The sequence below is a fragment of the Embleya scabrispora DSM 41855 genome (genome assembly GCF_000372745.1).
Lineage (GTDB): Bacteria > Actinomycetota > Actinomycetes > Streptomycetales > Streptomycetaceae > Embleya > Embleya scabrispora.
On sequence record NZ_KB889694.1, the window covers coordinates 43673 to 66071 of the forward strand.

A 22399-nucleotide genomic window follows, 5' to 3' on the forward strand; every position below is an offset into this window, starting at 1 on the left:
CGTGCCGTCTCGCCCGCCTGGACCCCACCGCATCTCCCGCACGCCCCGACACCGCCTTCGAACCGCTGGAGTCGCCCATGCCGCTCTCGTCGGCCCACCCCCGAACCGCCTCCGCCGACCCGCCCACGCTGCCCTCGGCCGACGACGCCGTCGCGCACACCCTGCTCAACTGTCTGCACCGGGAGGTGTGCGGCCCGGAAGGACGCAGCTTCGTGGAGTCCGGCGACGCCGGCCATCTCCGGCTGCACCTGGCCTGTTCGGATACGTGGTTGCGCGTTCGGCTGCGGCGCACCTCGCTGCTGGGCGACCACCGGTTCACCGGTCCGGCGGCCGAACTGCGCGGGGCCGCGTGGCGCGTGCTGACCTGGTCGGAGCTGGCCGAGCGGATCCACACCGAACTGGATCTGCGGACCGGCGTCGGCAACGACGAGTTCCTGGGCCAACTGGCCTCCAGCCATGCCGGCGTGGCGGCGGGGCTGGCCCGGCGCGGCGCCGCCCGACCCACCTCGCGCTACCTGGAATCGGAGCAGGCCCTGCTGTTCGGGCACCGATTCCATCCCACGCCCAAGGCTCGCGGCACCGACCCGGCCACATGGGCGGCCTACGCGCCCGAGGCCCGGGCCGCGTTTCGCCTGCGACATCTGGCGGTCCGGACCGAACTGATCGCGCAGGAGCGGATTTCCGCCTCGGACACCGCGGTCCTGGACCGACTCGGCCCGGTCCCGGCCGGATACACGCTGCTGCCCGCGCACCCGTGGCAATACGAACTCCTCGCCGAACACCCGCGCCTGCGCGCCGCGTTGGCCGGCGGCGATGTGCTCGATCTGGGCCCGGGCGGCGACCCGTTCACTCCCACCGCGTCGGTGCGCACGCTGGCGGGCGCGGGGGTGTTCCTCAAGTTCGGTCTGAACGTGCGGATCACCAACTGCGTGCGCAGGAACGCCGCCTACGAGTTGTCCGGGGCGGTCGCGCTGACCCGCGTGTTGGCCCCGATCCTGGAGCGATCGGCGGCCCGATACCCGGACTTCGCGATGCTCGGCGAGCCCGCGTACCGCAGTGTGTCGGCGGCGGTGGCGCCCGACCTGCTCGAAGGGTTCGGGGTGATCGTCCGGGACGGCCTGGACGCGCGGTTGCGGCCGGGCACCACGGCGCTGTTGGCCGGCGCCGTGGCCGCCGAATATCCCACCGGCTCCGCGCACGTGTCCCGCCTGCCCCCTGCCACCGGCCCACAGGCGGCGCTGCGCTGGTGGGACGACTACCTGCGCCTGCTCGTCCCGCCGGTGCTGGCCGCCTACTTCACGCACGGCGTGGTGCTGGAGCCGCACCTGCAGAACGTGTTGCTCGCGGTCGACGACGACGGTCGACCCCGGCAGGTGCTGATCCGCGACATGGAGGGCACCAAGCTGCTGCCCGGACCACACGCCGCCACCCTGGCCGCACTGCCCGCCTCGGTCGCCGAACCCATGACCTACACCGCCCGGCGCGGCTGGGACCGGGTGGCCTACTGCCTGCTGGTCAACAACATCGCCGAGATGCTCGCCGCGCTGACCGATCTGCATCCGCGGTTGGAGGCGAGACTGTGGGCACGGGTGCGCACGGTCCTGGCGAACTGCTCGGCCGAGCACGGCGAACCGCCGCCGCTGCGGGCGCTGCTCGCGGGCGGACCGCTGCCCGCCAAGGGCAACCTGCTCGCCCGCTGGGAGCGGCGCGCCGACCGCGAGGCGCGGTACCTGCGCATCCCCTCGCCCCTGGCCGCGTCGATACCCGACGGGGTCCGCCGCACACCCGTCCGGAGCGCGCGATGATCACACCCGCCGTGCGGACCCGGGTGGCGAACCTGGACGCCGCCGAACTTCCCGCCTACATCCACGACCTCGACGGGCTGCGGGCGCACGTGGCGACGGTGCGCGCCGCGCTGCCGGCCCGGGTCGAGCTGTACTACGCGGCCAAGGCCAACCCGGCGCCGAAGATCCTGGCCGCGCTCGCCGCCGACGTGAGCGGCTACGAGGTCTCCTCCGGCGGTGAACTCGCCCACGTGCTGGCCCATCTGCCCACCGTGCCGATCGCCTTCGGCGGCCCCGGCAAGACGGTGGACGAACTGATCGCCGCGCTGCGCGCGGGTGTCGGGCGCTTCCATGTGGAAAGCCGCCACGAGTTGCACCAGCTGATCGCGCTGGCCGCCCGGTTCCGGCCCGAGCGCGACGTCGAGGTGCTGCTGCGGGTCAATCTGCCGCTGGGGCCGGACGTACTGCACGGCGCGGCGCTGACGATGGGCGGCGACTCCGGCCCGTTCGGGATGGATCCGTTCGAGGTCGAGTCCTGTCTGCGCTTGCTCACCGGGCCGGACGCGGGTCGAGCGCGCCTTCGCGGCATCCACGCGCACCTGGCCAGCGGCCTGGACGCGGACACGCAGCTCGCGGTCGCCGAACGCGTCATCGGGTGGACGCGGGACGTTGCGGTGCGACATCGGGTCGCGTTGCCCGAAGTGAACATCGGCGGCGGGATGGCGGTCGACTACGCGGATCCGGCCGCCCGCTTCGACTGGACCCGCTTCGGCGCCGGCCTGGGCCGCCTGCTGGCCGACCGACCGGACCTCACCGTGCGAATCGAGCCGGGCCGGGCGCTGACCGCCTACTGCGGCTGGTACGCCACCGAAGTCCTGGATCTGAAGCACAGTCACGGCAGCACCTTCGCCGTGCTGCGCGGCGGAACCCACCACCTGCGCACCCCGGCGGCCAAGGGTCACGACCAGCCGTGCGCGATCGTGCCCACCACGAACCCATGGCCCTACCCGTGGCCGCGACCGCAGATCCACGACACCGAGGTCACCCTGACCGGTCAACTGTGCACCCCCAAGGACGTGTTCGCCCGCCGGCGACCGGTCTCCCGGCTCCGCGTCGGCGACCGCGTCGTCTTCGCGATGGCCGGCGCCTACGCGTGGAACATCTCCCATCACGACTTCCTGATGCACCCGCACCCGAGCTTCCACTACCTGTGATCGCGCCGACCGGACCGACGCCGCCCACCGAGGTGGTCGCGCCTCGACCCGGGAACGGGTGTCGAACTCGTAGGGTCGACGCATGCTTTTGTGGATCAACGGCCCGTTCGGGGTCGGCAAGACGCAGACCGCGCACGAGTTGTCCCGGCGGTTGCCGGGCAGCGTGATCTGCGATCCGGAACACGTCGGTTTCGGCCTGCACCGGATGTTGCCGCCGGCGCTGCGTGGCGACTTCCAGGATCTGCCGGCGTGGCGACAGGGCGTGTTCGAGGTGTTGGACCTGGTGCTGACCGGGCACGACGGCCCGGTGATCGCGCCGATGACGGTGATCGAGTCGGACAATTTCCGGGAGACAGTCGAACGATTGCGCGAACGCGGCCACGGGGTGAGGCACTTCACGCTGCTCGCCGAGCGGGAGACGGTCCTGCGGCGGCTGCGCGAGCGCGGCCTCGGGCACGCGGTCCGGGTGGCGGCCGGCAGGGCTGCTCCGCTGCGTCGGGAAAGCTTCGCGGTGTCCCGGCTCGACCTGTGCCTGGAGCGACTGGCCGCCCCGGAGTTCGCCGAGCACGTGCACACCGATCGCCTCGACGTGGCCCGGGTCGCCGATCGCATCGCGGACTCGGCCGGGCTGACCCTGGCCCCGAACACCGACGGCCCGCTGCGCGGCCGGGTGCGCCGGGCCTGGGTCGGCGTCCGGCACATCCGATTCTTCTGAACCGGGCGGGAGATCGGCAGCGGGGACGAAGGCCGCCGGGCCGGGGTCAGTCCTGCGCCGACAGGAGGCCGGTGAGCGGGAACGCCGCGGCGTCCCGCGGCGGGCGGGACAGGTGCAGCGCGGTGTGGAAGTAGCCGGCGCTCTCCTTGCCCCGGGGATCCTCGGCCGCGGCGGTCACCGCCTCGACGGCGTAACGCTGCTCCCGCTCGCTGGTGAACCGGCGCTGCGGGAAGGTCTGCGGGGCGGCCTTCTCGGTGACCAGGCCGTGTGCGCTCAGCCCGTCGGCGATGGCCTGGTAGGACCCCGTGCGCAGGACGAACGCGGCCACCCACGCAGGCTCCCGGGCCTCGGCCAGGAACGGCCGGAAGCTTCGCGGGGACAAGAAGCTGGCACCGCCGGTGACGGTGATCAGCCGGGTCGGCCGCGCGGCCTCCAGCAGCGCCGACGAGGGCGGCGCCGACTCCAGGTTCTCGGCGAACCCCTCGTCGAGGAGGCCGACCGCTCGGGCGTAGGACACCGCGTTCGCGGCCACGTCCAGACCGACCACGCGCACCGCGTCCGGGCGTCGGCGGGCCGCGTAGTAGGCCCGGTCGGCCTCGATCAGCTCGGCGGTGTCCAGCGCGGCGATGTGCGCCGAGCCGTACCGGTCGTACAGGTCGGCCAGCGTCACGTCGTGGTTGAGCAGCGCCGCGTTGATCCCGTACGAGCAGCAGATGTCGAGCACGGTGACCGGTTCCCGGGTGCCGTCACCGTTGCCGTTGCCGGTCCGGGTGGCGAGCATGCGGCGGAAGATCCGCTGGGCGTGATGTGGCGTCTGGTACTCGAAGGAGCCGAGCGCCCGAAAGAAGGCACGTGGGTCCGGCCGGTCGTAGATGTCGTCGAACCGGGTCATCGCCTGGTCGCCGGCCTCCGCCGACTCCGAATTCTCGGTCTCGGACACCGCGGCCTCCTGTCTGTTCTCCTCCCGAAACGCTGCCCACCGACCACCCGAGCCAACCCCTCGTACGGCCGCCGAGGCACGGTGCCGGCGAGCGCGAGACTGCGCCGGGAGGGCGTCCGGTCCGCCCGGAGAGATCCGGCGCTCGAACATCGGCCTCGTTTCAGGACGGGCGTCGGGGTGAACCTGCTCGGCATGACCACCCGCCGAGGAGTTCCGGTGAATGCCGGCACCGGATCGACCGACCCCTCCGCCGCCTCGCCGGCCCTCGACATCGAACCGGAGCCGCAGGTGACCACCCTCGCCGAGGCTCCCGGCCTGCGCGTCGCCACCCGCCGGATCTTCGGCCCGCCGGCCGCGAGCCCCCGCGCCTGGTTCGGCCAGATCCGGGACACCCCGCTCGGCGCCCGGGCGATCTTCGGCGACGTGGCCGGCGATCCGCGGTGCGCGCCCGATCGGGTGACGGACGTGCTCACCGCGTTCGCCGCGGCGGCGCCGAGCGCGCCGACCCTGTCCGAGATCGCGCTCCAGGTCGCGTTGTCGCTGCGCGAGGACCATCGTCGCGGGCATCGTGCCCTGGTCCGACTGCTCCTGGTCGCACACGTCGGCGATCCCACCGGCATCGGCTCGCTCACCCTGATCAATCGCGGCTACCCGACCCCGCTCCTGGTGGTGGGTCGCCGCGTGCTCGGCCTCGAACCGGCGTTCACCACCCCGCCGATCGGTGCGTTGGCCCCCGGCAGCCTGCGCCCGTCGGAGCTCGCGGTCACCATCGGCCTCGGCGAGCGTGTCCTGCTGTACACCGACGACCCGGCCGAGGCGTCCGACACCGGCGGCGACCGCTACCCGCTGGTCGAGCGCGCGCCCGACCGCCTGCACGGCGACTTCGCCGACGCGCTGGACCGCCTCGCGGTGGACATCGAGGCACACTCCGACGCGTCCTTCACCGGCGACGCGGCGCTGTTCCTGCTCGAATCCGAGCAGCCGCCGCAGCCCGATCAGCCACGGCAACCCGAGCCGCCCGGGCGACCCGAAGCCTGACCGCACCGCGTCCGCGCCCACCCGTTCGGCTCGCCCGCAGCGCGCCCGTACCCACCCGGTCCTACCGTTCGAACATGGCGAAGACCTCACCCAAGGGCGGCGCGGCGGAGCACGGCTCGCGGATCACCCTGCGGCGGATCACAATCCTCGTCGTGATCGTGCTGAGCGTCTGGTTCGTCCTGGCCAACACCGGGACCACCGCGATCCGCTTCTGGATCCCCGAGGTGCAGGCGCCGCTGTGGTTCGTACTGGCCGGCACGTTTGTGGTCGGGTCGCTCATCGGGTGGCTGATCGGGCGCAACCGACCCCGGTGAGCGCGGCCGGCGGCCGGTGACCGCGCCCACCGTCGCAAGACGGTGCGCCCGGACCGGACCGAGGCCCGGTCCTGCGGAGCTCGGCCGGTCCGCGCCGCCCGGCCCCGCGGCCCGATCCACCCGAGGTCCGCCGGAGCGGCCTAGACGCCCGGCCCGCGCAGCGTCGTCGACGCGGGGAGGCGGGCGGCGGCCACGTTGGATCGTGGCGCGCGGCCGGGCTGCACCCCGTGCAGTCGGAGTTGGAACATCGCGTCGAAGCGGGCGTCCCCGTCGGCGAGGTCGATCGCGCCCACCTCGGACAACCGGCGCAGCCGATAGCGGAACGTGTTCGGGTGCACGTGCACGGCCGCCGCGGCCGCGGTGACGTCGCCGAAGGTGTCCAGCCACGCGGCGAGGGTCTCGGTGAGATGCGTGTCGTGCTCGGCGTCGTAGGCGCGCAGCCGGGTGACCGGGCCCGCCGGGGCGTCGTCGGTGGCGGCGACCCGGTCGGCGACGTCGACCAGCAGCGAGGACACGTACACGTCGCACAGTCGGGCCACTCGCGCCGACGAGCGGCCCGAGCGCAGCACCCGCAACGCGCGGTCGGCGTCCGCACGGGAGGTGGGCAGGTCCACCTCGCGCGCGACCACCCGGCCCACGCCCACGACCGCGTCGATCCGACCGCCGATCCGGGCCAGGAACTCCTCGGCGAGCCGGACCGCCCTGGCGTCCGACTCGGTGGGCAGGATCGCGTAGGTGAAGCCGCCCAGTCGTGCGGTGGCGGTGCGCGGGTGGACCGCGGCCAGATGCAGGGCCAGCGCGTCGACGATCCGGTGTTCCTCCGCGCTGCGCTCCGCCGGTGCCGAGTCGCCGACCACCGCGAGTGCGAGCACGCACGCGGGTTGGTGGGCCAGGCCCAGTCGGCCGGCCGCGTCCACCGCCGCCGGGCCGCCTTCGAGCACGGTGGCGAGCAGGTCGGTGCGCAGTCTGCGCTCCACGTCCGCGCCGGCTCGGCGGCGCAGCAGGTGCAGCGCGACGACCTTGGCCGCCTCGGTCAGCGAGCGGGACAACTCGTCGGACAGCGGCTCGCGCACCACGACCCAGATCGAGCCGAGGATCTCGTCCCCGGCCCGGACCGCGATGGCGACCCGGGGCATGTCGGAGACGCCGGCCAGATAGAGCGGTCCCTCGCTGCGGTAGAGGGCGTGGAAGGCGCCGCGCTCCTCCAGAATGCGCAACATCCTCGCGGGCACCTGACGGTCCAGGATGGTGGCGATCCGGGGTTCGTCCGCCTCGTCCTGACGACTGGAGAAGGCCAGCACGCGCCCGCTGCGGTCCTCCACCGTGACCGGTCCGTCCAACAGCGCGGCGATCGCGTTGACCAGCGCGAACAGATCGCCGGCGGGAGCGCCGTCGAGGGTTTCGCCGCTCTGCACGGTGCCCACCTCGTCCACCGCGAGCAGGGACCGCAGCAGGGTGGTGACCTGCGACCAGGACGCGCCCGGGGTGAGTGCCAGGATCACCACGCCGGTGCTCGCGACGGCCGCCTCGATCTCGGCGTCCACCACGATCGGGCCGCGGACCACGACGGCCGGTGCGCCCAGTCCGGCCGCGCGGTGCACCAGGGTGGCGATTGCGGGGGATCCGTAGACGGCGACGCCCAGGATCACCGCGCCCGGCGGGTGCGAGGGTTCGTCGTGTGGGTCGTGGATGAGCACGCCGGTGATCTCGTGGTCGGGATCCGGCCTGCCGGCCGCCACCGCGAACAGGGTCGAGCCGAGGTCGTCGATGATGCGCCCGAGGACGGCGCGCGGACGGGCGGTCATGGGCTGCCCACCGGGGCGTGGGCGGGGGTGCCGCGACGGGATATTCGCCGGCTGCTCGGCACGTTAATGCTGCTCGGTAGGTTCATGTCAGGGGAATCCAATCCGTCGACACAGGTCCCCCGTCGAGCCGGTCGAGCCCGGGGCCGGCCGTGTCGCCGTTGGCCGGCCCGTGGGCTGGAGTCTAAACGATCTTGGGGTGGATGTGGGTAGGTGAAATCGGCACGCTTCGCGCGATGTCGTTCCTCACGGTCGGTGCCCCTGCGGTCCGATGTCGAGCACGTACCGCCCGTCCCGGCCGAAGCCGCGCACGCGCCGGCCCTGGGCCATCAGGCCGCCCAGCACCTCGCGCACCGCCAGCCGCCACCCTCGCGCCGCCGACGGGTCGGCCCGGCGCAGTGCCTCGATGTCCCGCGGCACCGCCACCAGCACCACGTCCCCGTCGATACGGCCCGAAATCGGCCGGCCGTCGGGGCCCGCGTCCAAGCCGATGACGACCTCTCCCGCCAGGTCGTCGGTGTCGACGGGTTGCGGCACCCCGGAGCAGGCGAGCGCCACCCGGTCGGCGGTCAGATCCCACCGGGCCAGCAGCCGATCGGAGAAGTCGTCGCCGTTGATGGCGTCGGACATCGGCCCGTAGAAGTCGGCCAGATACTCGGCGGGCACCGCGCCGAGCTTGGCCAGGTTGAAGTAGGCGTTGCGGCCGACCAGGGGGTCGAACGTCCAGGTGACCCGGGTGATCCCGCGATCCAGGCACCACGCGCGCTGGTGCACCTTGAGCGCGTAGCCCACTTCGCGCCCGCGTGAGCGTTCGTCGACGCCGGCGATGTGCGAGTGCAGGCCCTCGGTGGAGAGCAGCCCCACACCCGCGCCGATCAGCCGGTCGCCCTCGTAGGTGCCCACGACATAGCCGCCCGCGTGGGCCACCACGGTCATCAACTCGGGGCTGATCATCGGGTTGGTCGGGGCGGGCTGCCAGACGCGTTGGAACAGGTCGCACGCGTCGGCCAGCTCGCCCAGGGTGTGCAGTTCGCGAATCTCGATGTGGGCCACGCGAGCCGCGCGGTCGGCCGCCTCGGCCGCGCGGTCGCGAAGTGCACCGGGATCGGGCTCGGATTCGCGGTCGGCGCGGTACAGGTCGCCGCCGGTACGCGCTCCCGCCGGTGTCGGTGTCATCGAGTCGTTGCCTCCGTCTCCGCGTCGGTCGCGGCCGCGCCCGCGGCCCGCTCGGGCAGCGGCTCGCCGATGGTGGGTACGCCGGACAACAGGGCCCGGGTGTACTCGTGTTCCGGGTTCTCCAGGACCTGTGCGGCCGGGCCGCACTCGACCAGGACGCCTCGGTCCATCACCGCGATCCGGTCCGCCAGGTAGCGCACGACGGCCAGGTTGTGCGTGATGAACAACATCGCGAAGCCGAGTTCGCGTTGCAGGTCGCGGATCAGATTGAGCACCGCGCCCTGGACCGAGACGTCCAGTGCGGAGGTGACCTCGTCGGCGACCAGCACGGCCGGCCGGGCGGCGAGCGCGCGGGCCAGCGCGACGCGTTGGCGCTGGCCGCCGGAGAGCGCGTGCGGCAGGCGTGTGCTGACGCCGGGGTCGATGCCGACCAGGTCGAGGTAGCGGGCCACCTCGCTCGCCCGCGTCGCACGGTCGCTGCGCGGCAGCGCCTCGGCGACCGAGCCGCCGATGGTCAGGCGCGGGTTGAGCGACGCGAACGGGTCCTGGAAGACCAACTGGATCGGCCTGCGCCCGGGTTTGCGGCCCTGGTCGACGCCGTCCACCAGGACCTGTCCCGCGTAGACGGGCACCAGTCCGACGGCGGCCCGGCCCAGGGTGGACTTACCCGATCCGGAGCCGCCGACCAGGCCGACCACGCTTCCCGCGGGCACCTCCAGGGACACGTCGTCGACAGCGGTCGACGCGGTGCGGCCGCGGCCGTAGCGCACGGTGATGTTGCGCAGTTCGAGCGAACCGGACGTGGCGCTCGCGGCGGGGCCCGAGGCGGCTTCGGCGGCGGAGGAATCCACCGTGCTCACGGCTTTCATCGTGCCTCCTCCAGTTCGTGGGTGGCGGTGGTGATCGGATCCCAGCACGCGACGCGACGTCCGGGGCGGATCTGCTCCAGCACCGGCTCCTCGGTGCGGCAGCGGTCGGTGGCCCTGGCGCAGCGCGGCGCGAACGGGCAGCCGACGATCTCCTCGCCGGGCTGGGGCGGGCGGCCGGGGATGGTCGCCAGCGGGGTGTCCCGGTCGGTGGTCATGCTGGGCACCGCGCCGATCAGCGCGGCCGAGTACGGGTGGGCCACGCCGTCGGCGAGGTCCCCGACCGGGAGTTCCTCCACGATCCGGCCCGCGTACATCACCACGACGCGGTCGCACACCTGGGAGACGACGGCGATGTCGTGCGAGATGAGCAACAACGCGGCGCCCGATTCGGTGCGCACGTCCCGGAGCAGGGCCAGCACCTGGGCCTGCACGGTCACGTCCAGGGCCGTGGTGGGTTCGTCGGCGATGATCAGGCGGGGCTCGCCCATCAGGCCCATCGCGATCATCACGCGTTGGCGCATACCGCCGGAGAACTCGTGCGGGCGCTTGCGGACCCGCAGTTCGGGGTTGATGATGCCCACCGCGCCCAGTCGGGAGACGGCCCGGGTGAGGGCCGCCGCGCGCCCGGCGTTGTGGTGCACCTCGGCCACCTCGGCGAGTTGCCGGCCGACCGTGAGCGCGGGGTTGAGCGAGGCCATCGGGTCCTGGAACACCATGGCCATCGAAGTGCCCTTGGGGGCTTGCTTGTTCAGGTCCCGGTCGCCGAAGCGCAGGCTCCGGGCGCTGACCCGGCCGGGGTGCGGGACCAGTCCGGCAGCGGCGAGCGCGGTCAGGCTCTTGCCCGAGCCGGACTCGCCGACGATGCCTACCGCTTCGCCCTCGTCGACGGTGAGGCAGACGTCGTGCACCGCGGTGTGTCCGGCGAAGCGGACCTGCAGGTGGTCGATGTTCAGCAGGCCGGACGCGGTCTTCTCGGCGGGCGCCGCGGAGGTCGCCTCGGGCGTGACCTCGGCCTGCGGCGCGGTACGGCCGGCGTTCGCCTTGGCGACCACCTCGCCGATCAGGCCGAAGGTGATGCCGGTGAGCACGATCGCGGAGCCCGGACCGACCGCCGACATCGGGTCCACCATGACCCGGTCGAGTTGCTCGTTGAGCAGGCGTCCCCAGTCGTAGTCGGGCGGTTGCACACCCAGGCCGAGGAAGGACAGGCCGGAGAAGGCGACCAGGATGCCGGCGGCGGTCGTCGAGACGAACAGCGCGACGGGTTCGGCGATGTTGGGCAGGATGTGCCGGACGATGATCCGGAAGCGGCCGACGCCGAGGATCCGCGCCGCGGCCACGTAGTCGGTGCCGGCGATCGAGGCGGTCAGGTTCTGCACGAGTCGGGCGGTGCTGGGCGCCGCGCCCAGGCCGATGGCGAAGGCCGCGGAAAAGGTGCCCACACCGAAGATGACCGCGAGGAAGAGCACGAACAGCAGGCCCGGGAAGGCGACGAGCAGGTTGACCGTCGCGGTGATCAGGCGACCCGCGCGGCGACCGAGAACAGCCGGCAGGACACCCAGGACCAGGCCGCCGACGACCGCGATGAGCGTGGCGAACAGGGTGAGTTCCAGGGTGAGCCGGGTCGCCACCACCACGCGGGCGGCGATGTCGCGACCCAGCGCGTCGGTACCGAACAGGTGCTCGGTGCCGCTGTGTTGGCCGATCGCGTCGGTGTCGATCCGGTCGGCCGTGTCGCCGAGCAGCATGGGCCCGAAGATTGCCGTCAGGAAGATGATCGTGCTCGCGACGGCGGCGGTGATCCCCAACGGGGTGCGCAGGGCGAGGCGCAGTCTTGGTGCGTTTGACATCGTCAGCTCCCGCGAATCGTGGACTGGGGATCGGCGGCGGCGACGGCGAGGTCGACCACGAAGTTGATCGTGAGGGCGGCGGCTCCGTAGACGAGCACGATGCCCTGGACGAGCGGGTAGTCCTTCTGCAGGATCGCCTGGACGATGGTCATGCCCAGGCCGGGCCAGGCGAAGACGTTCTCGATCAGGACCGTGCCTGCCAGCAGGCCACTGAGCAGCAGGCCACCGAGGGTGAGCGAGGAGGTCAGCAGGTTGGGCAACGCGTGCCGCAGGTAGACCAGTCGGCCCGGCAGTCGCTTGGCCCGGGCGGTGCGCATGTAGTCCGTCTCGAACACGCGCAGCGCCTCGACCCGAACGATCCGCGACAGCGCGGCGATCGGAGTGATGGCCAGCGCGAGCACCGGCAGGACGTAGGAGTCCGGCCCCTCGCGCAGCGCCACCGGGAACCAGCCGAGCGAGACCCCGAACACCGAGGCGAGGCCGACGGCGAGGAGGAACTCCGGGATGGCCACGATCGCCCCGGTCGAGGAGGCGAAGGCCAGCTCGCCGCGCCGGCGCCGGCCGTTGCGGGTCCACACGGCCATGGCCATGCCCAGCGGAATGGCCACCAGCATCACCAGGAGGAACGCGTAGATCGCGATCTCCAAGGTCGCCGGCAGTCGGTCGCCGATCATCCGGGACACCGGGACCCGGGCGGTGATCGATTCACCCAGATCGCCGTGGAAGAGACCGCTCACGAAGTGCTTGTACTGGGAGATCAGCGAGTCGTCCAGGCCCAGTTGTTCCTTGCGGGCGGCGACCGCCTCGGGCGTGGCGTTGAGTCCCAGAGCGCCGCGGACCGGGTCGCCGGGGACGAAGTGGATCATCGCGAAGGCGGCGGTGACCAGTGCGGCGAGCGAAACCAATAGGCGCCCGGTACGGCGTACGAAGAAGGAGGTCCAGGGGCCGAGCCGGAAGTCGAGCACCCGACCGGCCGGAGTTGCGGTGCTCATCGGCCACCGACCTTGCGAAGGGTGGACGGAATGGGTCCGCCACCGTCGAGCTCGAAGCTGTAGCCCCGAGCGAAATAGGGGGTCATCGAGTCCATGAAAGTCACCACATCGAGACGTTTGATCAACTCGGATTCGGCCGCGGTCCACTCGGGGCAACCGGAGGTGTCCGGCTTGGCCATTGCGAGAGCCACGAGACGTTTGTATTCGGGGTTGTCCAGCGAACCGAAGTTGAGCCCCTCCGGCGGGGTGGGTCCCATGAAGAACGGCAGGGTCTGGTCGGGTGTGGTCACCGAGAGCGGCGCCCACGCGATTTCCCACTGCCCGCCCATCAGGATCGTGCCATTCGTCGCGGCGGTGGTCGGCTGAGTGCTGACCTTGACGCCGAACGAGTTCCATTGCTTCACCGCCAGCTCGACGGCGGCGATGAGTTGGTTGCCGAAGACGCCGGGATAGGGCATGGAGATCGACAATTGCTTGCCGTCCTTGGTCCAACGCCCGCCGGACTTCTTCCACCCCGCCGTCCGCAGCGCCTCCGCGGCCTGAGCCACGTCGTGCCGCGGGAGGTGGTCGGTGACCGCGTCTTCGGTGCAGGGCGGCGCCATCGTGACGCCGACGCGGGTCGAGGGTTGGCCCTTGCCGCCGGTGGCCACCGCACCGATCTGCTTGAGGTCGAGCGCCTCCATCAGCGCCCGGCGCACCAGGGGATCGGCGGTGACCCGATTGGCGGCCTCGTTGAAGACCAGCATCGCCATGGGATCACGCTGGATGCTGGACTTGATGCCGGCCGCGGTCAGTCGGGTGCGGTCGGCGCCCATCACGGCCGCGATGTCGAGTTGCCCGCCGAGCAACAGGTTCGCCCTGGTGGACTCGTTGGTGATGACCTTGAAGACCACCCGGTCGGGCAGGTCGGCGCCGCCGATGCCGTCCGGCCCCCACGCGTAGCCGGCGCGCTTGGTGAAGGTGAGGTGGTCGCCCGGGACCACCTGGCTCAGCCGGTAGGGACCGGTGCCGTCGGACGCGTGGTTCAGGCTTTCGGGCGACCGGAGGCCGGAGGGGCACACCACTCGCAACATCGAGGTGCCGCGGACCAGGAACGGGGCCGGGTCCGGCGTCTTGAGCGTCAGGGTGCCGGCCGTGTCGTCGGCGGTGGCAACGGTCCCGGGAGGCACCAGCAGGCCGTACAGCGGCGACTTGTTGGCCGGGTCGGCGATGAAGGCGTACTCGGCCGCGATGTCGGAGGCGGTCAGTGCTCGGCCGCTGTCGCACATCACATCGCGTCGGATCGTGAAGGTCGCCGAGGTCGCGTCGGAGGTCCACTTCTCGGCGACGCCCGAGACGATCCGCCCGTCCTGGGCGATGTTGATCAGCGAGTCGTAGGAGTAGCGGTTCATCGTGACCGCGGACGAGGTCAGTGCGGTCAGCGGATTCATGTTGCCGGGGTCGCCTTCGATGGCGATCGTGACGGTGTCGCCGTCGCCGGCGCCACCATCGGCCGCGGTGCCCCCACAACCGGCGGCGAACAGGCCCAACGCGACGACCGCTGCGGCCCCGCGCGGGGCGCGTTTCATCGCGCGCCGCCGGCGGAACAGTCGACGCCGCCCTGATCGCCGCCGTGCGCGCCGGCCGTCTCACCGGCCGCCACACGCGGAATCGCGCGGGTCATGTGCAGGAAACGGGCCCGGTCGCCGTCGCCGAGAAAGGCGTACTGCGTGTGCTGTCCGCCCTGCGCCTCGACCTCGATCAGCGTGCGGGCGTCGCGGACCACCAGCTTGCTGGTCTTGACCTGTTCGCCGAGCATCTCGGCGGCGGCGCCGAGCGTGCGCATGGTGAGTTCCAGTCCGTCCTCGGACTCGACCACGTCGAACGCCATCGCCTGCGAGGCGTAGCGGCCGACGAAGAAGCGCGGGTCCACCACCGGGGACTCGGCGGGCGGTACGACGGGCTCCGGCACACGTACGTCCGCGGCGCTCGCGAACACGTCGCGGACCAGGTCGTACATCACGGCCAGGTCGCCGCCATTGGTGAGGATCGCGATCGAGACGTCGCTCTCCGGGGCCACCCGCAGGATCGCGGCCTGGCCCATGGTGCCGCCGTCGTGACCGATGATCGGGCCGCCGGTCCAGTCGAACAGATTCCAGCCCAGCCCCCACGCGCCACCGACGGCCTCGATGTCGGGCACCTGGACCTGCGGCTCACGCATCGCGAGCGCGGATGCCTCCGACAACAAGCGCGTACCGTCCGGAAGCAGTCCGCGGGCGATGTGCGCGGCGGCGAACACGAGCAGGTCGGTCGCCGTGGTGGTCAGCGTCGAGCCGGCCGGCGCGTTGGAGCGCGGCATCTCCCACCCCGGTACCCGCACCGCGGTCCCGTCCGGCCCGGACGCATGCCCGATCGCCACCCGGTGCAGGATCGCCTCGTTCGCGCTGGTGGCCAACCGGCCCAGGCCCAGAGGCACCGCTATCCGCTCGCGCAGCGTCGCCTCCCAGGTCTGCCCGGTGAGCACCTCGATGATCCGGCCGAGCGTGACGAAGCCGCTGTTGCAGTACGAGAACATCTCGCCGGGTGCGAACAGTTGGCCGGCCTTCTCCGCCAGGTCCGCGACCAGGTTGGCCACCGCGTCGTCCCCGGGACCGTGGTCGTCGAACAGGTCTCCCTCGAAACCCGCGGTGTGGCACAGCAGCTGACGGGGCGTCACCGCCTGGGCGGCGGCCTCGTCGACGAGCCCGAATTCCGGCAGGTAGGTTCGCACGGGGGCGTCGAGGTCGAGCACACCCTCGTCGACGAGCTGCATGATCAGCGTCGCCGTCCAGACCTTGGTGATCGACCCGATCTGGAAGATCGAGTCCGGGGTCACCGGGTATCCGATCTCCACGTCGAGCACGCCGGTGGCGGCCACGACCGTCTCGTCGCCCATCCGTACCGCGACGCTCGCGCCGGGAATGTTGCCACGTTTGGCCAGCTCGCCGAGTCGGGTCGCTAGATATTCGGGCGTCGGCAGTGTCCGGGCCACAGACCCGGCCACATCGGATCGTCCCATCGTGGGATACCTCCTGGGAAGGCGGCGGCGAGTGCCGCAGAGGACGATCACGGTAGGCAGCCCCCGAAAGCCATGAATCGTCGTCGTGAACGAAGAACCGTCGCCGAACCTGTCCGAATCACCGACGCCGAGCGGTACCGCTTCCCGCAATCCTCGGCAGAGGCCGCCGACGGTCCGCGCACCGACGCCCCGGTTCCTTCAGGACTCGCGCGATTCGGGCCGACCACCGGCAACGCGAGGAAGCGGGAGTAACCGATGGACGTGTACATCTCGATCGACATGGAAGGTGTGGCGGGCATCGCCACGCTGGACCAGATCTGGCGCGGCGGCACCGGCTACCCGCGGGCCCAGCACCTGATGACCGGTGAGGCGAACGCCGCGATCGAGGGCGCCTTCGCGGCGGGCGCGGAGCGCGTACTGATCAACGACAGCCACGGCACGATGGACAACCTGATCGCCGAGGACCTCGATCCCCGGGCCCGGATGATCCTCGGTTCGCCCAAGGCCCAGTGCATGGCCCATGGCCTGGGCCCACAGCACGCGGTGGCCCTGTTCGTCGGCTACCACGCGGCGGCCGGCAAGCCTGGCGTGCTCTCGCACACCTTCTCCGGCAACTTCACCTCGGTCAAACTGGGCGGCCGGCACGTCACCGAGGCCGAGGTCATCGCGCTGCTCGCGGCCCAGCACGGGGTGCCCATCGGGCTGGTCACCGGCGACAACCACGTGTGCTCGGTGGCCGAGGAGGCGTTCCCCGGTGTGGTCACCGCGCAGGTCAAGTCCGCCGAGGGGTGGGCCGCGGCCGACACCATGCACCCGTCCCTGGCCCGGGACCTGATCCGGGAGAAGGCCGCGCTGGCGGTCGCGAACGCGACCTCGCTGCGCGCGTTGCCGATGCCCGAGGAACTGGTCCTGGAGGTGGGTTTCCAACTCCCCCTGGCCGCCGAGTTCGCCACCTCGGTGCCCGGTGCCGAACGCCTGGACCTGTTGACGGTGCGGTGCACGGCGGCGGATCCCGACACGCTGATGGACCTGATCAACCTCTGGTACTCGGTGGCCGCCCACGCCGCCGCCAACCACCTGCCGAACACCGGCAAGCGCTGAGCATCCCCACCGGGCCCCACGGGCCCACCCGACCATTCACGGAGCGCACATGAGCACCGACCAAGAGCCGATCGAGCCGGCCAAGACCATCCGGGACATCTTCGACGCGGCCGAGGTCGACGGCTACCTGCACGTACGCGACCTCGACGGCGACGACGAGGTCGACTACCGCGCCGACGCCCCGGTCGTACTGGCCTCGGTCTTCAAGATTCCGATCGCCCTGGAGTACGCCCGCCAGGCCGCCGCGGGCCGGCTGGACCGGGCCGGGCGGCACGTGGTCACCGACGCCGACAAGGAAGGCGACGGCATCGGCACCGACGGCTGCATGCACGACGTCGAGATGAGCGCGCGCGACCTCGCCTACATGATGATGACGATGAGTGACAACGCGGCCACCGACATGGTGCTCGGTCTGGTCGGTCGCGAGAACGTGCGGGCGACGCTGGACGAGCTGGGCTGCCACGACACCTCGGTCACCGGGTGCAAGGAACTGTTCGCGAGCGTGATGTCCGATCTGGGCATCGACCGCGACGCCGCCGACGCCGCCGCGCAGCTCGCACAGATCACCCCCGACCGGCTTCGCGCGCTGGCGGTCCGCGACCCCGAGCACACCGCCTCGACCACCCCGCGCGAGATCACCAAGCTGCTCGCCGCCATCTGGCGCGACGAGGCCGGTCCGGCCGAGGCGTGCGCCGAGGTGCGCGAGATCATGGGCCGGCAGATCTGGCCGCACCGGCTCTCCTCCACGTTCGGGGACGAGATCCGGGTCTCCGGCAAGACCGGCACCCTGTGGGGCGTGCGCAACGAGGCCGGCGTCGTGGAATACCCGGACGGAAAGCGCTACGCCGTCGGGGTGTTCCTGCGCTCGGAGTCGATGGGCTTCCGCCTCCCGCGCGCCGACGCCGCGATCGGCCTGGCCGCGCGCGCCGCGATCGACCACCTGCGCGCCTGACCCGGTGCCGTACCCGGCGACCCGTGCCCTGTCGCCGGGTACGGCATCAGCGCGTGTTCCGGAGGGGGTTCGGGAACACGCCCGGGCCCCCGCGTCCCGACCCGGCCTGCCGTCCCGCCGGGTCAGGACGCGGGGTCTCCCGGCTTGCGGGCCACGTAGACGGTGTTGGTCGCCGTACCGCCCTGCAACGGGTTGTCGAAGTCGACCACGTGCGCGGCGGAGTCCGCGAACACCTCGGCGAGTACCGCGCCGAACTCCGCGTCCGGCGGGTCGTTCGACCACAGTGCGAAGACGCCGTCCGGGTGCAGCCGATCGGCCAGCGCGCGCAGTCCGGCGGGCTGGTAGAGCGCCGCGTGGGTGGGGTGCAACACGTGCCGCGGCGAGTGGTCGACGTCCAGCAGGACGGCGTGGAATCGCCGACCCGGCGCCTGCGGATCCCAGCCCTGTGGATCGGCCGCCAGTGCGAAGAAGTCGCCGTGGACCAGCCGACAGCGAGGATCGCCCGCCAGCGCGGCGCCCAGCGGCACCAGGCCGCGCCGATGCCAGTCGATCACCTCGCCGAGCGCGTCGACCACGATCAGGCTGCGTACCCGCGGATCGTCCAACGCCGCCCCGGCCGTGTATCCGAGCCCGAGCCCGCCCACCACGACATCGAGTTCGGCGCCGGGCAGCGCGGCCAGGCCGAGCCGGGTGAGCGCGATCTCGCCGGCGGTGAACAGGCTGGACATCAGGAACTCGTCGCCGAGCTTGACCTCGTACACGTCCTCGCCGGTGACCGGGTCCCGCCTGCGGCGCAGACTGATCTCCCCCATCGGCGTGGGCCGCCAGTCGAGTTCCTCGAAACGCGCGCTCATCCGTGCACCCTCAACCGTGTCGGTGCCGCTCTCCGGCGCCAGTGGGTGGTCAGCCTATAGAGCGCGCGGACCTCGGAGCGCCACGCACGGGGCGGCCGAGCTTGGCGGCGGCCACGGAGCCGGGACCGATCTTTCGTCGGCGGCGACGGTGCGACCCGGTGCGAGCGCGGCGGAGAGTGACGCCAGGCGAATGCCGGCGGAACCGACACCTGGAGCCCGACCATGACCGCACTCGCAACGGACCCACCGAGGCCGCGCCCGCGGATCCGCGACTTCGGCCACGCACTGGGCCGATTGAATCCCGGGGTGTGGAACGCGATCACCGACGTACCGAACGTACGCGTGGGCCACACCACGCTGTGCGACCCCGAAGCGGGGCTGTACTCGGGGGTGACCGCGATCGTGCCCGACGCGCTGCACACGCACGGCCCGCTGCGCGCGGGGCTGTTCGTCGGCAACGGCCCCGGGAAGCTCGTCGGAGCCACCCGACTGGTCGAACTCGGCGAACTGGAGACCCCGTTGTTGCTGACCTCCACCCTGTCCGCCTTCCGCGCCGCGGACGCCCTGCGGACCTGGCTGCCGGCGCCCGTCGATCCGTCACCGACCTCGGTCGATCCGGTGGTCGGCGAGATCGACGACACATGGTTGTCCCGGGCGCGCCCACGACCGCTGACCGCGGCGCACGTGCACACCGCGCTCGACACCGCCTCGACCGGGCCGGTGCCGCAGGGCAACGTGGGTGGGGGCACCGGTGCCTGCGCTCTGGGCTACAAGGCGGGCATCGGCACCGCGTCGCGCCGGGTGCCGACGGACACCGGCGAGGCGACCGTGGGCGTCCTGGTCCAGGCCAACATGTCCGGCGACCTGCGCCTGGGCGGCCAGGTGGTGCGGCCCACCTCGCTGGGCCTGCCGACCGCCGGACCGGTGCGCGAGCAGGGCTCGTGCGTGGTCGTGGTCGCCACCGACCTGCCCTGCTCCACGCGCGAGTTGACCCGGATCGCCGGCCGCGGCGTATTCGCCCTGGCCCGGGTCGGAGCGGCGTTCGCACACGGCAGCGGCGACTACGGGGTGGCCTTTTCCACCGCACCGCCGGGCGCGGCGGAGCCGCTGCCCTCGGCGCTGCTCGACACGGTGTTCGCGGCGGCCATGGACGCCGTCGAGGAGGCAGTCCTGGACGCGCTGTTGGCCGCCGAGACGGTGCACGCCCCGGCCGGACACCGGGCGGCGTACGCGCTGCCGCACGCGGCCGTCCGCCGCGCCCTCGGATGAGCGACGCGGCGCCGCGCGCCCGCGCGCGGCGACCGGAGGAACCCTCCCGGTGGATGTCCGGGCCGACCCCGCCGAGTCCGGCCGCACCCGGCCCTACTCGGCCAGGCCCGGAATAGGGGGCGGCGCACCGGAACGGCTGTTTCCCACTTCGCGTTTTCCTCCCATTTTCCCCACACGACGAATCGCATGATGACACTGTGTTCACGGGTCGACACCTACCGCAATCACCGGGTGGGGTCGGCATCGTTCGCGCGATCCGACGAAGTGGGAAGGGACCGACGTGAGTTCACAGGAACCGCAGCCGACCAGCCTCTACCCCGAACTGGACGAGGCGACCTTGACGCAGGTCGTCGAAGCACTGGAGACCGGGAGCACCGGGCAACTGGCCCCGGCCCGGGTGACCGAGGTCCGGGAGGCCCGGGCCCGGGCCGACTTCGCCAAGGTCACCGTGCCCGGCGCCGGGGGTGTGGGGCTGGACGGCGGGCTCTGGCTGCACCGGGACGACCGACCCCGGCCGTTGATCGTGATGCCGTCGCCGTGGGTGAACCTGGGCTGGGTCGTCTACGCGGTGCAGGCGACCCTGTTCGCGCTCAAGGGCTACCACGTACTGGCTTACACCGCACGGGGGTTCGGCGCGTCCGAGGGCGAGGTCGAGGTGGCCGGCCCCGAGGATGTCGAGGACGGCACCGCGGCGATCGACTTCGCGGAGGGCCGGGCTCGGGGGGCGATCAGCGGCGTCGGCTTCCTCGGCGATTCCTACGGCTCCGGCATCAGTCAATTGGTCGCCGCCGAGGACACTCGGGTGGACGCGGTGGTGGCGCTGAGCACGTGGGGCGACCTGGGCGAGGCGTTCTACGAGAACGGCACCCGGCATCTCGCCGCGGTGTCCACACTGTTGGGCGCCGCCGCCGAGGCCCGGCTCAGCGAACGGACCCGGCAGGCGTTCGAGGACGTCCTGACCAACCCGGACGTGCAACCTTCGCTGGACTGGGCGCTGCCGCGCTCGCCGCATCACCACGTCGGAAAAATCAACGGTCGCGGCGTGCCGATCCTGTACGCGAACGCCTGGCACGAGACACTGTTCCCCGGCAACCAGACGCTGAAGATGTTCAACGCGCTGACCGGTCCCAAGCGCCTCCTGCTGTCCATCGGCGACCACTCGGGGCCGGAGTCGCCGGGCATCATCGGGCTGCCGAACCGGATCTGGGCGGACGCGCACCGGTGGTTCGACCATCATCTCAAGGACGTCGCCAACGGCATCGACACCGAGGGGCAGGTGGTCTCGCAGATCATGTGGAACGGCCCGGTCGAGGAGCAGCCCACGTGGGGTGCGGTCACCGGACACACCGAACGGCTGTACCTGTCCGGCCCCTCGAACGGCGGCGACGGCACGCTCGCCGACAAGCCCGGGCTCGACACGGACGTCGTCTTCCGGTCCGGCGCCGACACTCCGGCCACCGTCGCGAACAAAATCATCTTCTCCGGCTACGCGGAGATGGCCGGTCTGCCCAAGGACTACCCGACCGAGGAGATCGACCGCGCGCACGCGGGCGTCTGGAGCACCGTACCGTTGCCCGTCGCGATGAAGCTGCGCGGCGTCCCCCGACTGCGGCTGACCTACACGGCGGACGGGCCGCCGCCCACGCTGATCGCCCACCTCTTCGACGTGGATGCCGACGGCGGGGCCCACATCATCACGCACGCGCCGTTCACCGACGTCGAGGGCACGACCGGGCAGCCGGTCACCCTGGACATCGCACTTCAGGCCACCGGCTACAACGTCGCGGCCGGCCACCGGGTGATGCTGGTGCTGGACACGTTCGACCCCTTCTACGGGTCTGCGCCCGTCGTGGGAACCACGATCACGGTCTCCCCCTCCGAGGAGGATCCGTCCTACCTGGAACTCCCGGTGAGTTGACGATGCGATAGCCGATCACGCCTGCCGCCCGGCGCGCGGTGCGACCCTCCGATGGTCGCGCCGGCGCCGGGCAGCCCGTCGCCCGTTCCCTGTCCGGATATTCTCTGTTGTAGGCAACTTCCATGCACAGTACGGAGTTTGACAGATTTTGCCGACCGCTCGAACGCGCATTGAACGGGACCCGCCAACCGTGTGAGCGTTTGCCGATCGGGCACGAACCCGGCGGCCACGCTCGTCGGCGGTTCGCTCTCCTTGCGGACACGCATGGCGAAGCCGGATTCGTGGTCGAGGTCTGCCTTCCACTCGAGGAGCCTCGATGAATCGCAAAACGGTGACGGCCGGGACTGTCCTGGCCGTGCTCGCCGGGTTGGCGGTCTCCACGACCGCGCAGTCGGCTTCCGCCGATCCGTCTCCCCCGCCCGGCTCGCAGTCGCTGGCGGTCTCCGCCGCCGACCGGGCCGCGGCCAGCGGTCTGGACTCCCTCGCCAAGGGTCCCGACGAGCAGTACCAACGGCAGTCGGTGACCCCCTGGGTCAACGGCCTCTACTCGGTCGCCTACGAGCGCACCTACCGG

At 71.9% G+C, this 22399-nt stretch carries 18 protein-coding genes and 1 pseudogene; 10 read left to right on the forward strand and 9 right to left on the reverse strand.

The features are described 5' to 3' along the window. The first annotated feature begins 77 nt into the window (after nucleotides 1-77). The 3 genes from A3IC_RS0136495 to A3IC_RS0136505 all read left to right on the forward strand — a co-directional run bounded on the left by A3IC_RS0136495 (nucleotide 78) and on the right by A3IC_RS0136505 (nucleotide 3713). Nucleotides 78-1805, forward strand: coding sequence for an IucA/IucC family protein (locus A3IC_RS0136495; RefSeq protein WP_020555031.1), 1728 nt, complete (start codon nucleotides 78-80; stop codon nucleotides 1803-1805). After that, nucleotides 1802-2998: a type III PLP-dependent enzyme gene (locus A3IC_RS0136500; protein WP_020555032.1), complete on the forward strand. Its 1197-nt coding sequence runs from the start codon at nucleotides 1802-1804 to the stop codon at nucleotides 2996-2998. The genes A3IC_RS0136495 and A3IC_RS0136500 overlap by 4 nt, the downstream gene beginning before the upstream one ends. 82 nt (nucleotides 2999-3080) lie before the next feature. Further along, entirely contained in the window at nucleotides 3081-3713 is a 633-nt protein-coding gene (locus A3IC_RS0136505) for an AAA family ATPase (RefSeq protein ID WP_020555033.1), read from the forward strand. Nucleotides 3714-3759: 46 nt separating this feature from the next. Here the strand turns inward: A3IC_RS0136505 and A3IC_RS0136510 are convergent, their stop codons facing one another. Further along, complete coding sequence (locus tag A3IC_RS0136510; RefSeq protein WP_020555034.1) at nucleotides 3760-4653, reverse strand: hypothetical protein; 894 nt, start codon at nucleotides 4651-4653, stop codon at nucleotides 3760-3762. 216 nt (nucleotides 4654-4869) lie between these two features. Between A3IC_RS0136510 and A3IC_RS0136515 the strand changes: the two genes are divergently transcribed. Together A3IC_RS0136515 and A3IC_RS0136520 are read left to right on the forward strand one after the other, a co-directional pair. Continuing rightward, nucleotides 4870-5691 carry a SpoIIE family protein phosphatase gene (locus tag A3IC_RS0136515; RefSeq protein ID WP_158696228.1) on the forward strand — a complete coding sequence of 274 codons (822 nt, stop codon included), beginning with the start codon at nucleotides 4870-4872 and terminating at the stop codon, nucleotides 5689-5691. Nucleotides 5692-5765: 74 nt separating this feature from the next. Then, the gene (locus A3IC_RS0136520; protein WP_020555036.1) at nucleotides 5766-6005 is read left to right on the forward strand and encodes a LapA family protein; all 240 of its coding nucleotides are present in this window, start codon (nucleotides 5766-5768) and stop codon (nucleotides 6003-6005) included. Between the two features lie 140 nt (nucleotides 6006-6145). Here A3IC_RS0136520 and A3IC_RS0136525 read toward each other — a convergent pair whose 3' ends face one another. The 7 genes from A3IC_RS0136525 to A3IC_RS58560 all read right to left on the reverse strand — a co-directional run bounded on the left by A3IC_RS0136525 (nucleotide 6146) and on the right by A3IC_RS58560 (nucleotide 15731). Then, nucleotides 6146-7810 (reverse strand): PucR family transcriptional regulator, encoded by a 1665-nt coding sequence (locus tag A3IC_RS0136525; protein WP_020555037.1) that lies wholly within the window; start codon nucleotides 7808-7810, stop codon nucleotides 6146-6148. A gap of 243 nt (nucleotides 7811-8053) precedes the next feature. Then, nucleotides 8054-8983, reverse strand: coding sequence for a GNAT family N-acetyltransferase (locus A3IC_RS72720; protein WP_020555038.1), 930 nt, complete (start codon nucleotides 8981-8983; stop codon nucleotides 8054-8056). Then, nucleotides 8980-9852 (reverse strand): ABC transporter ATP-binding protein, encoded by an 873-nt coding sequence (locus A3IC_RS58555; protein WP_020555039.1) that lies wholly within the window; start codon nucleotides 9850-9852, stop codon nucleotides 8980-8982. Before A3IC_RS58555 ends, A3IC_RS72720 begins: the two co-directional genes overlap by 4 nt. Then, nucleotides 9849-11702, reverse strand: coding sequence for a dipeptide/oligopeptide/nickel ABC transporter permease/ATP-binding protein (locus A3IC_RS0136540; RefSeq protein WP_026219151.1), 1854 nt, complete (start codon nucleotides 11700-11702; stop codon nucleotides 9849-9851). Before A3IC_RS0136540 ends, A3IC_RS58555 begins: the two co-directional genes overlap by 4 nt. A gap of 2 nt (nucleotides 11703-11704) precedes the next feature. Beyond that, a complete protein-coding gene (locus A3IC_RS0136545; RefSeq protein WP_020555041.1) occupies nucleotides 11705-12694 on the reverse strand; it encodes an ABC transporter permease in 990 nt (329 codons plus the stop codon). Further along, on the reverse strand, nucleotides 12691-14262 hold the full coding sequence (locus A3IC_RS0136550; RefSeq protein ID WP_020555042.1) for an ABC transporter substrate-binding protein: 1572 nt from the start codon (nucleotides 14260-14262) through the stop codon (nucleotides 12691-12693). Before A3IC_RS0136550 ends, A3IC_RS0136545 begins: the two co-directional genes overlap by 4 nt. Beyond that, a complete protein-coding gene (locus A3IC_RS58560) occupies nucleotides 14259-15731 on the reverse strand; it encodes a serine hydrolase domain-containing protein (RefSeq protein WP_079026900.1) in 1473 nt (490 codons plus the stop codon). Before A3IC_RS58560 ends, A3IC_RS0136550 begins: the two co-directional genes overlap by 4 nt. Nucleotides 15732-15986: 255 nt before the next feature. Here A3IC_RS58560 and A3IC_RS0136560 point away from each other — a divergent pair, with 255 nt between their 5' ends. Continuing rightward, entirely contained in the window at nucleotides 15987-16832 is an 846-nt protein-coding gene (locus A3IC_RS0136560; protein WP_020555044.1) for a M55 family metallopeptidase, read from the forward strand. Between the two features lie 49 nt (nucleotides 16833-16881). Further along, nucleotides 16882-17784 carry a serine hydrolase gene (locus A3IC_RS0136565; protein ID WP_020555045.1) on the forward strand — a complete coding sequence of 301 codons (903 nt, stop codon included), beginning with the start codon at nucleotides 16882-16884 and terminating at the stop codon, nucleotides 17782-17784. 122 nt (nucleotides 17785-17906) lie between these two features. On the opposite strand, the gene A3IC_RS0136570 is transcribed toward A3IC_RS0136565, so the two are convergent. Next, a complete protein-coding gene (locus tag A3IC_RS0136570; protein WP_020555046.1) occupies nucleotides 17907-18638 on the reverse strand; it encodes a polyamine aminopropyltransferase in 732 nt (243 codons plus the stop codon). Between the two features lie 222 nt (nucleotides 18639-18860). Between A3IC_RS0136570 and A3IC_RS0136575 the strand changes: the two genes are divergently transcribed. From A3IC_RS0136575 to A3IC_RS0136585, 3 genes and pseudogenes are all read left to right on the forward strand, one after another. Continuing rightward, the gene (locus A3IC_RS0136575; RefSeq protein WP_020555047.1) at nucleotides 18861-19907 is read left to right on the forward strand and encodes a P1 family peptidase; all 1047 of its coding nucleotides are present in this window, start codon (nucleotides 18861-18863) and stop codon (nucleotides 19905-19907) included. Nucleotides 19908-20187: 280 nt separating this feature from the next. After that, a complete protein-coding gene (locus A3IC_RS0136580) occupies nucleotides 20188-21825 on the forward strand; it encodes a CocE/NonD family hydrolase (RefSeq protein WP_020555048.1) in 1638 nt (545 codons plus the stop codon). A gap of 316 nt (nucleotides 21826-22141) precedes the next feature. Beyond that, nucleotides 22142-22399 (forward strand): annotated as a pseudogene (locus A3IC_RS0136585) (M4 family metallopeptidase); the annotation flags it as partial.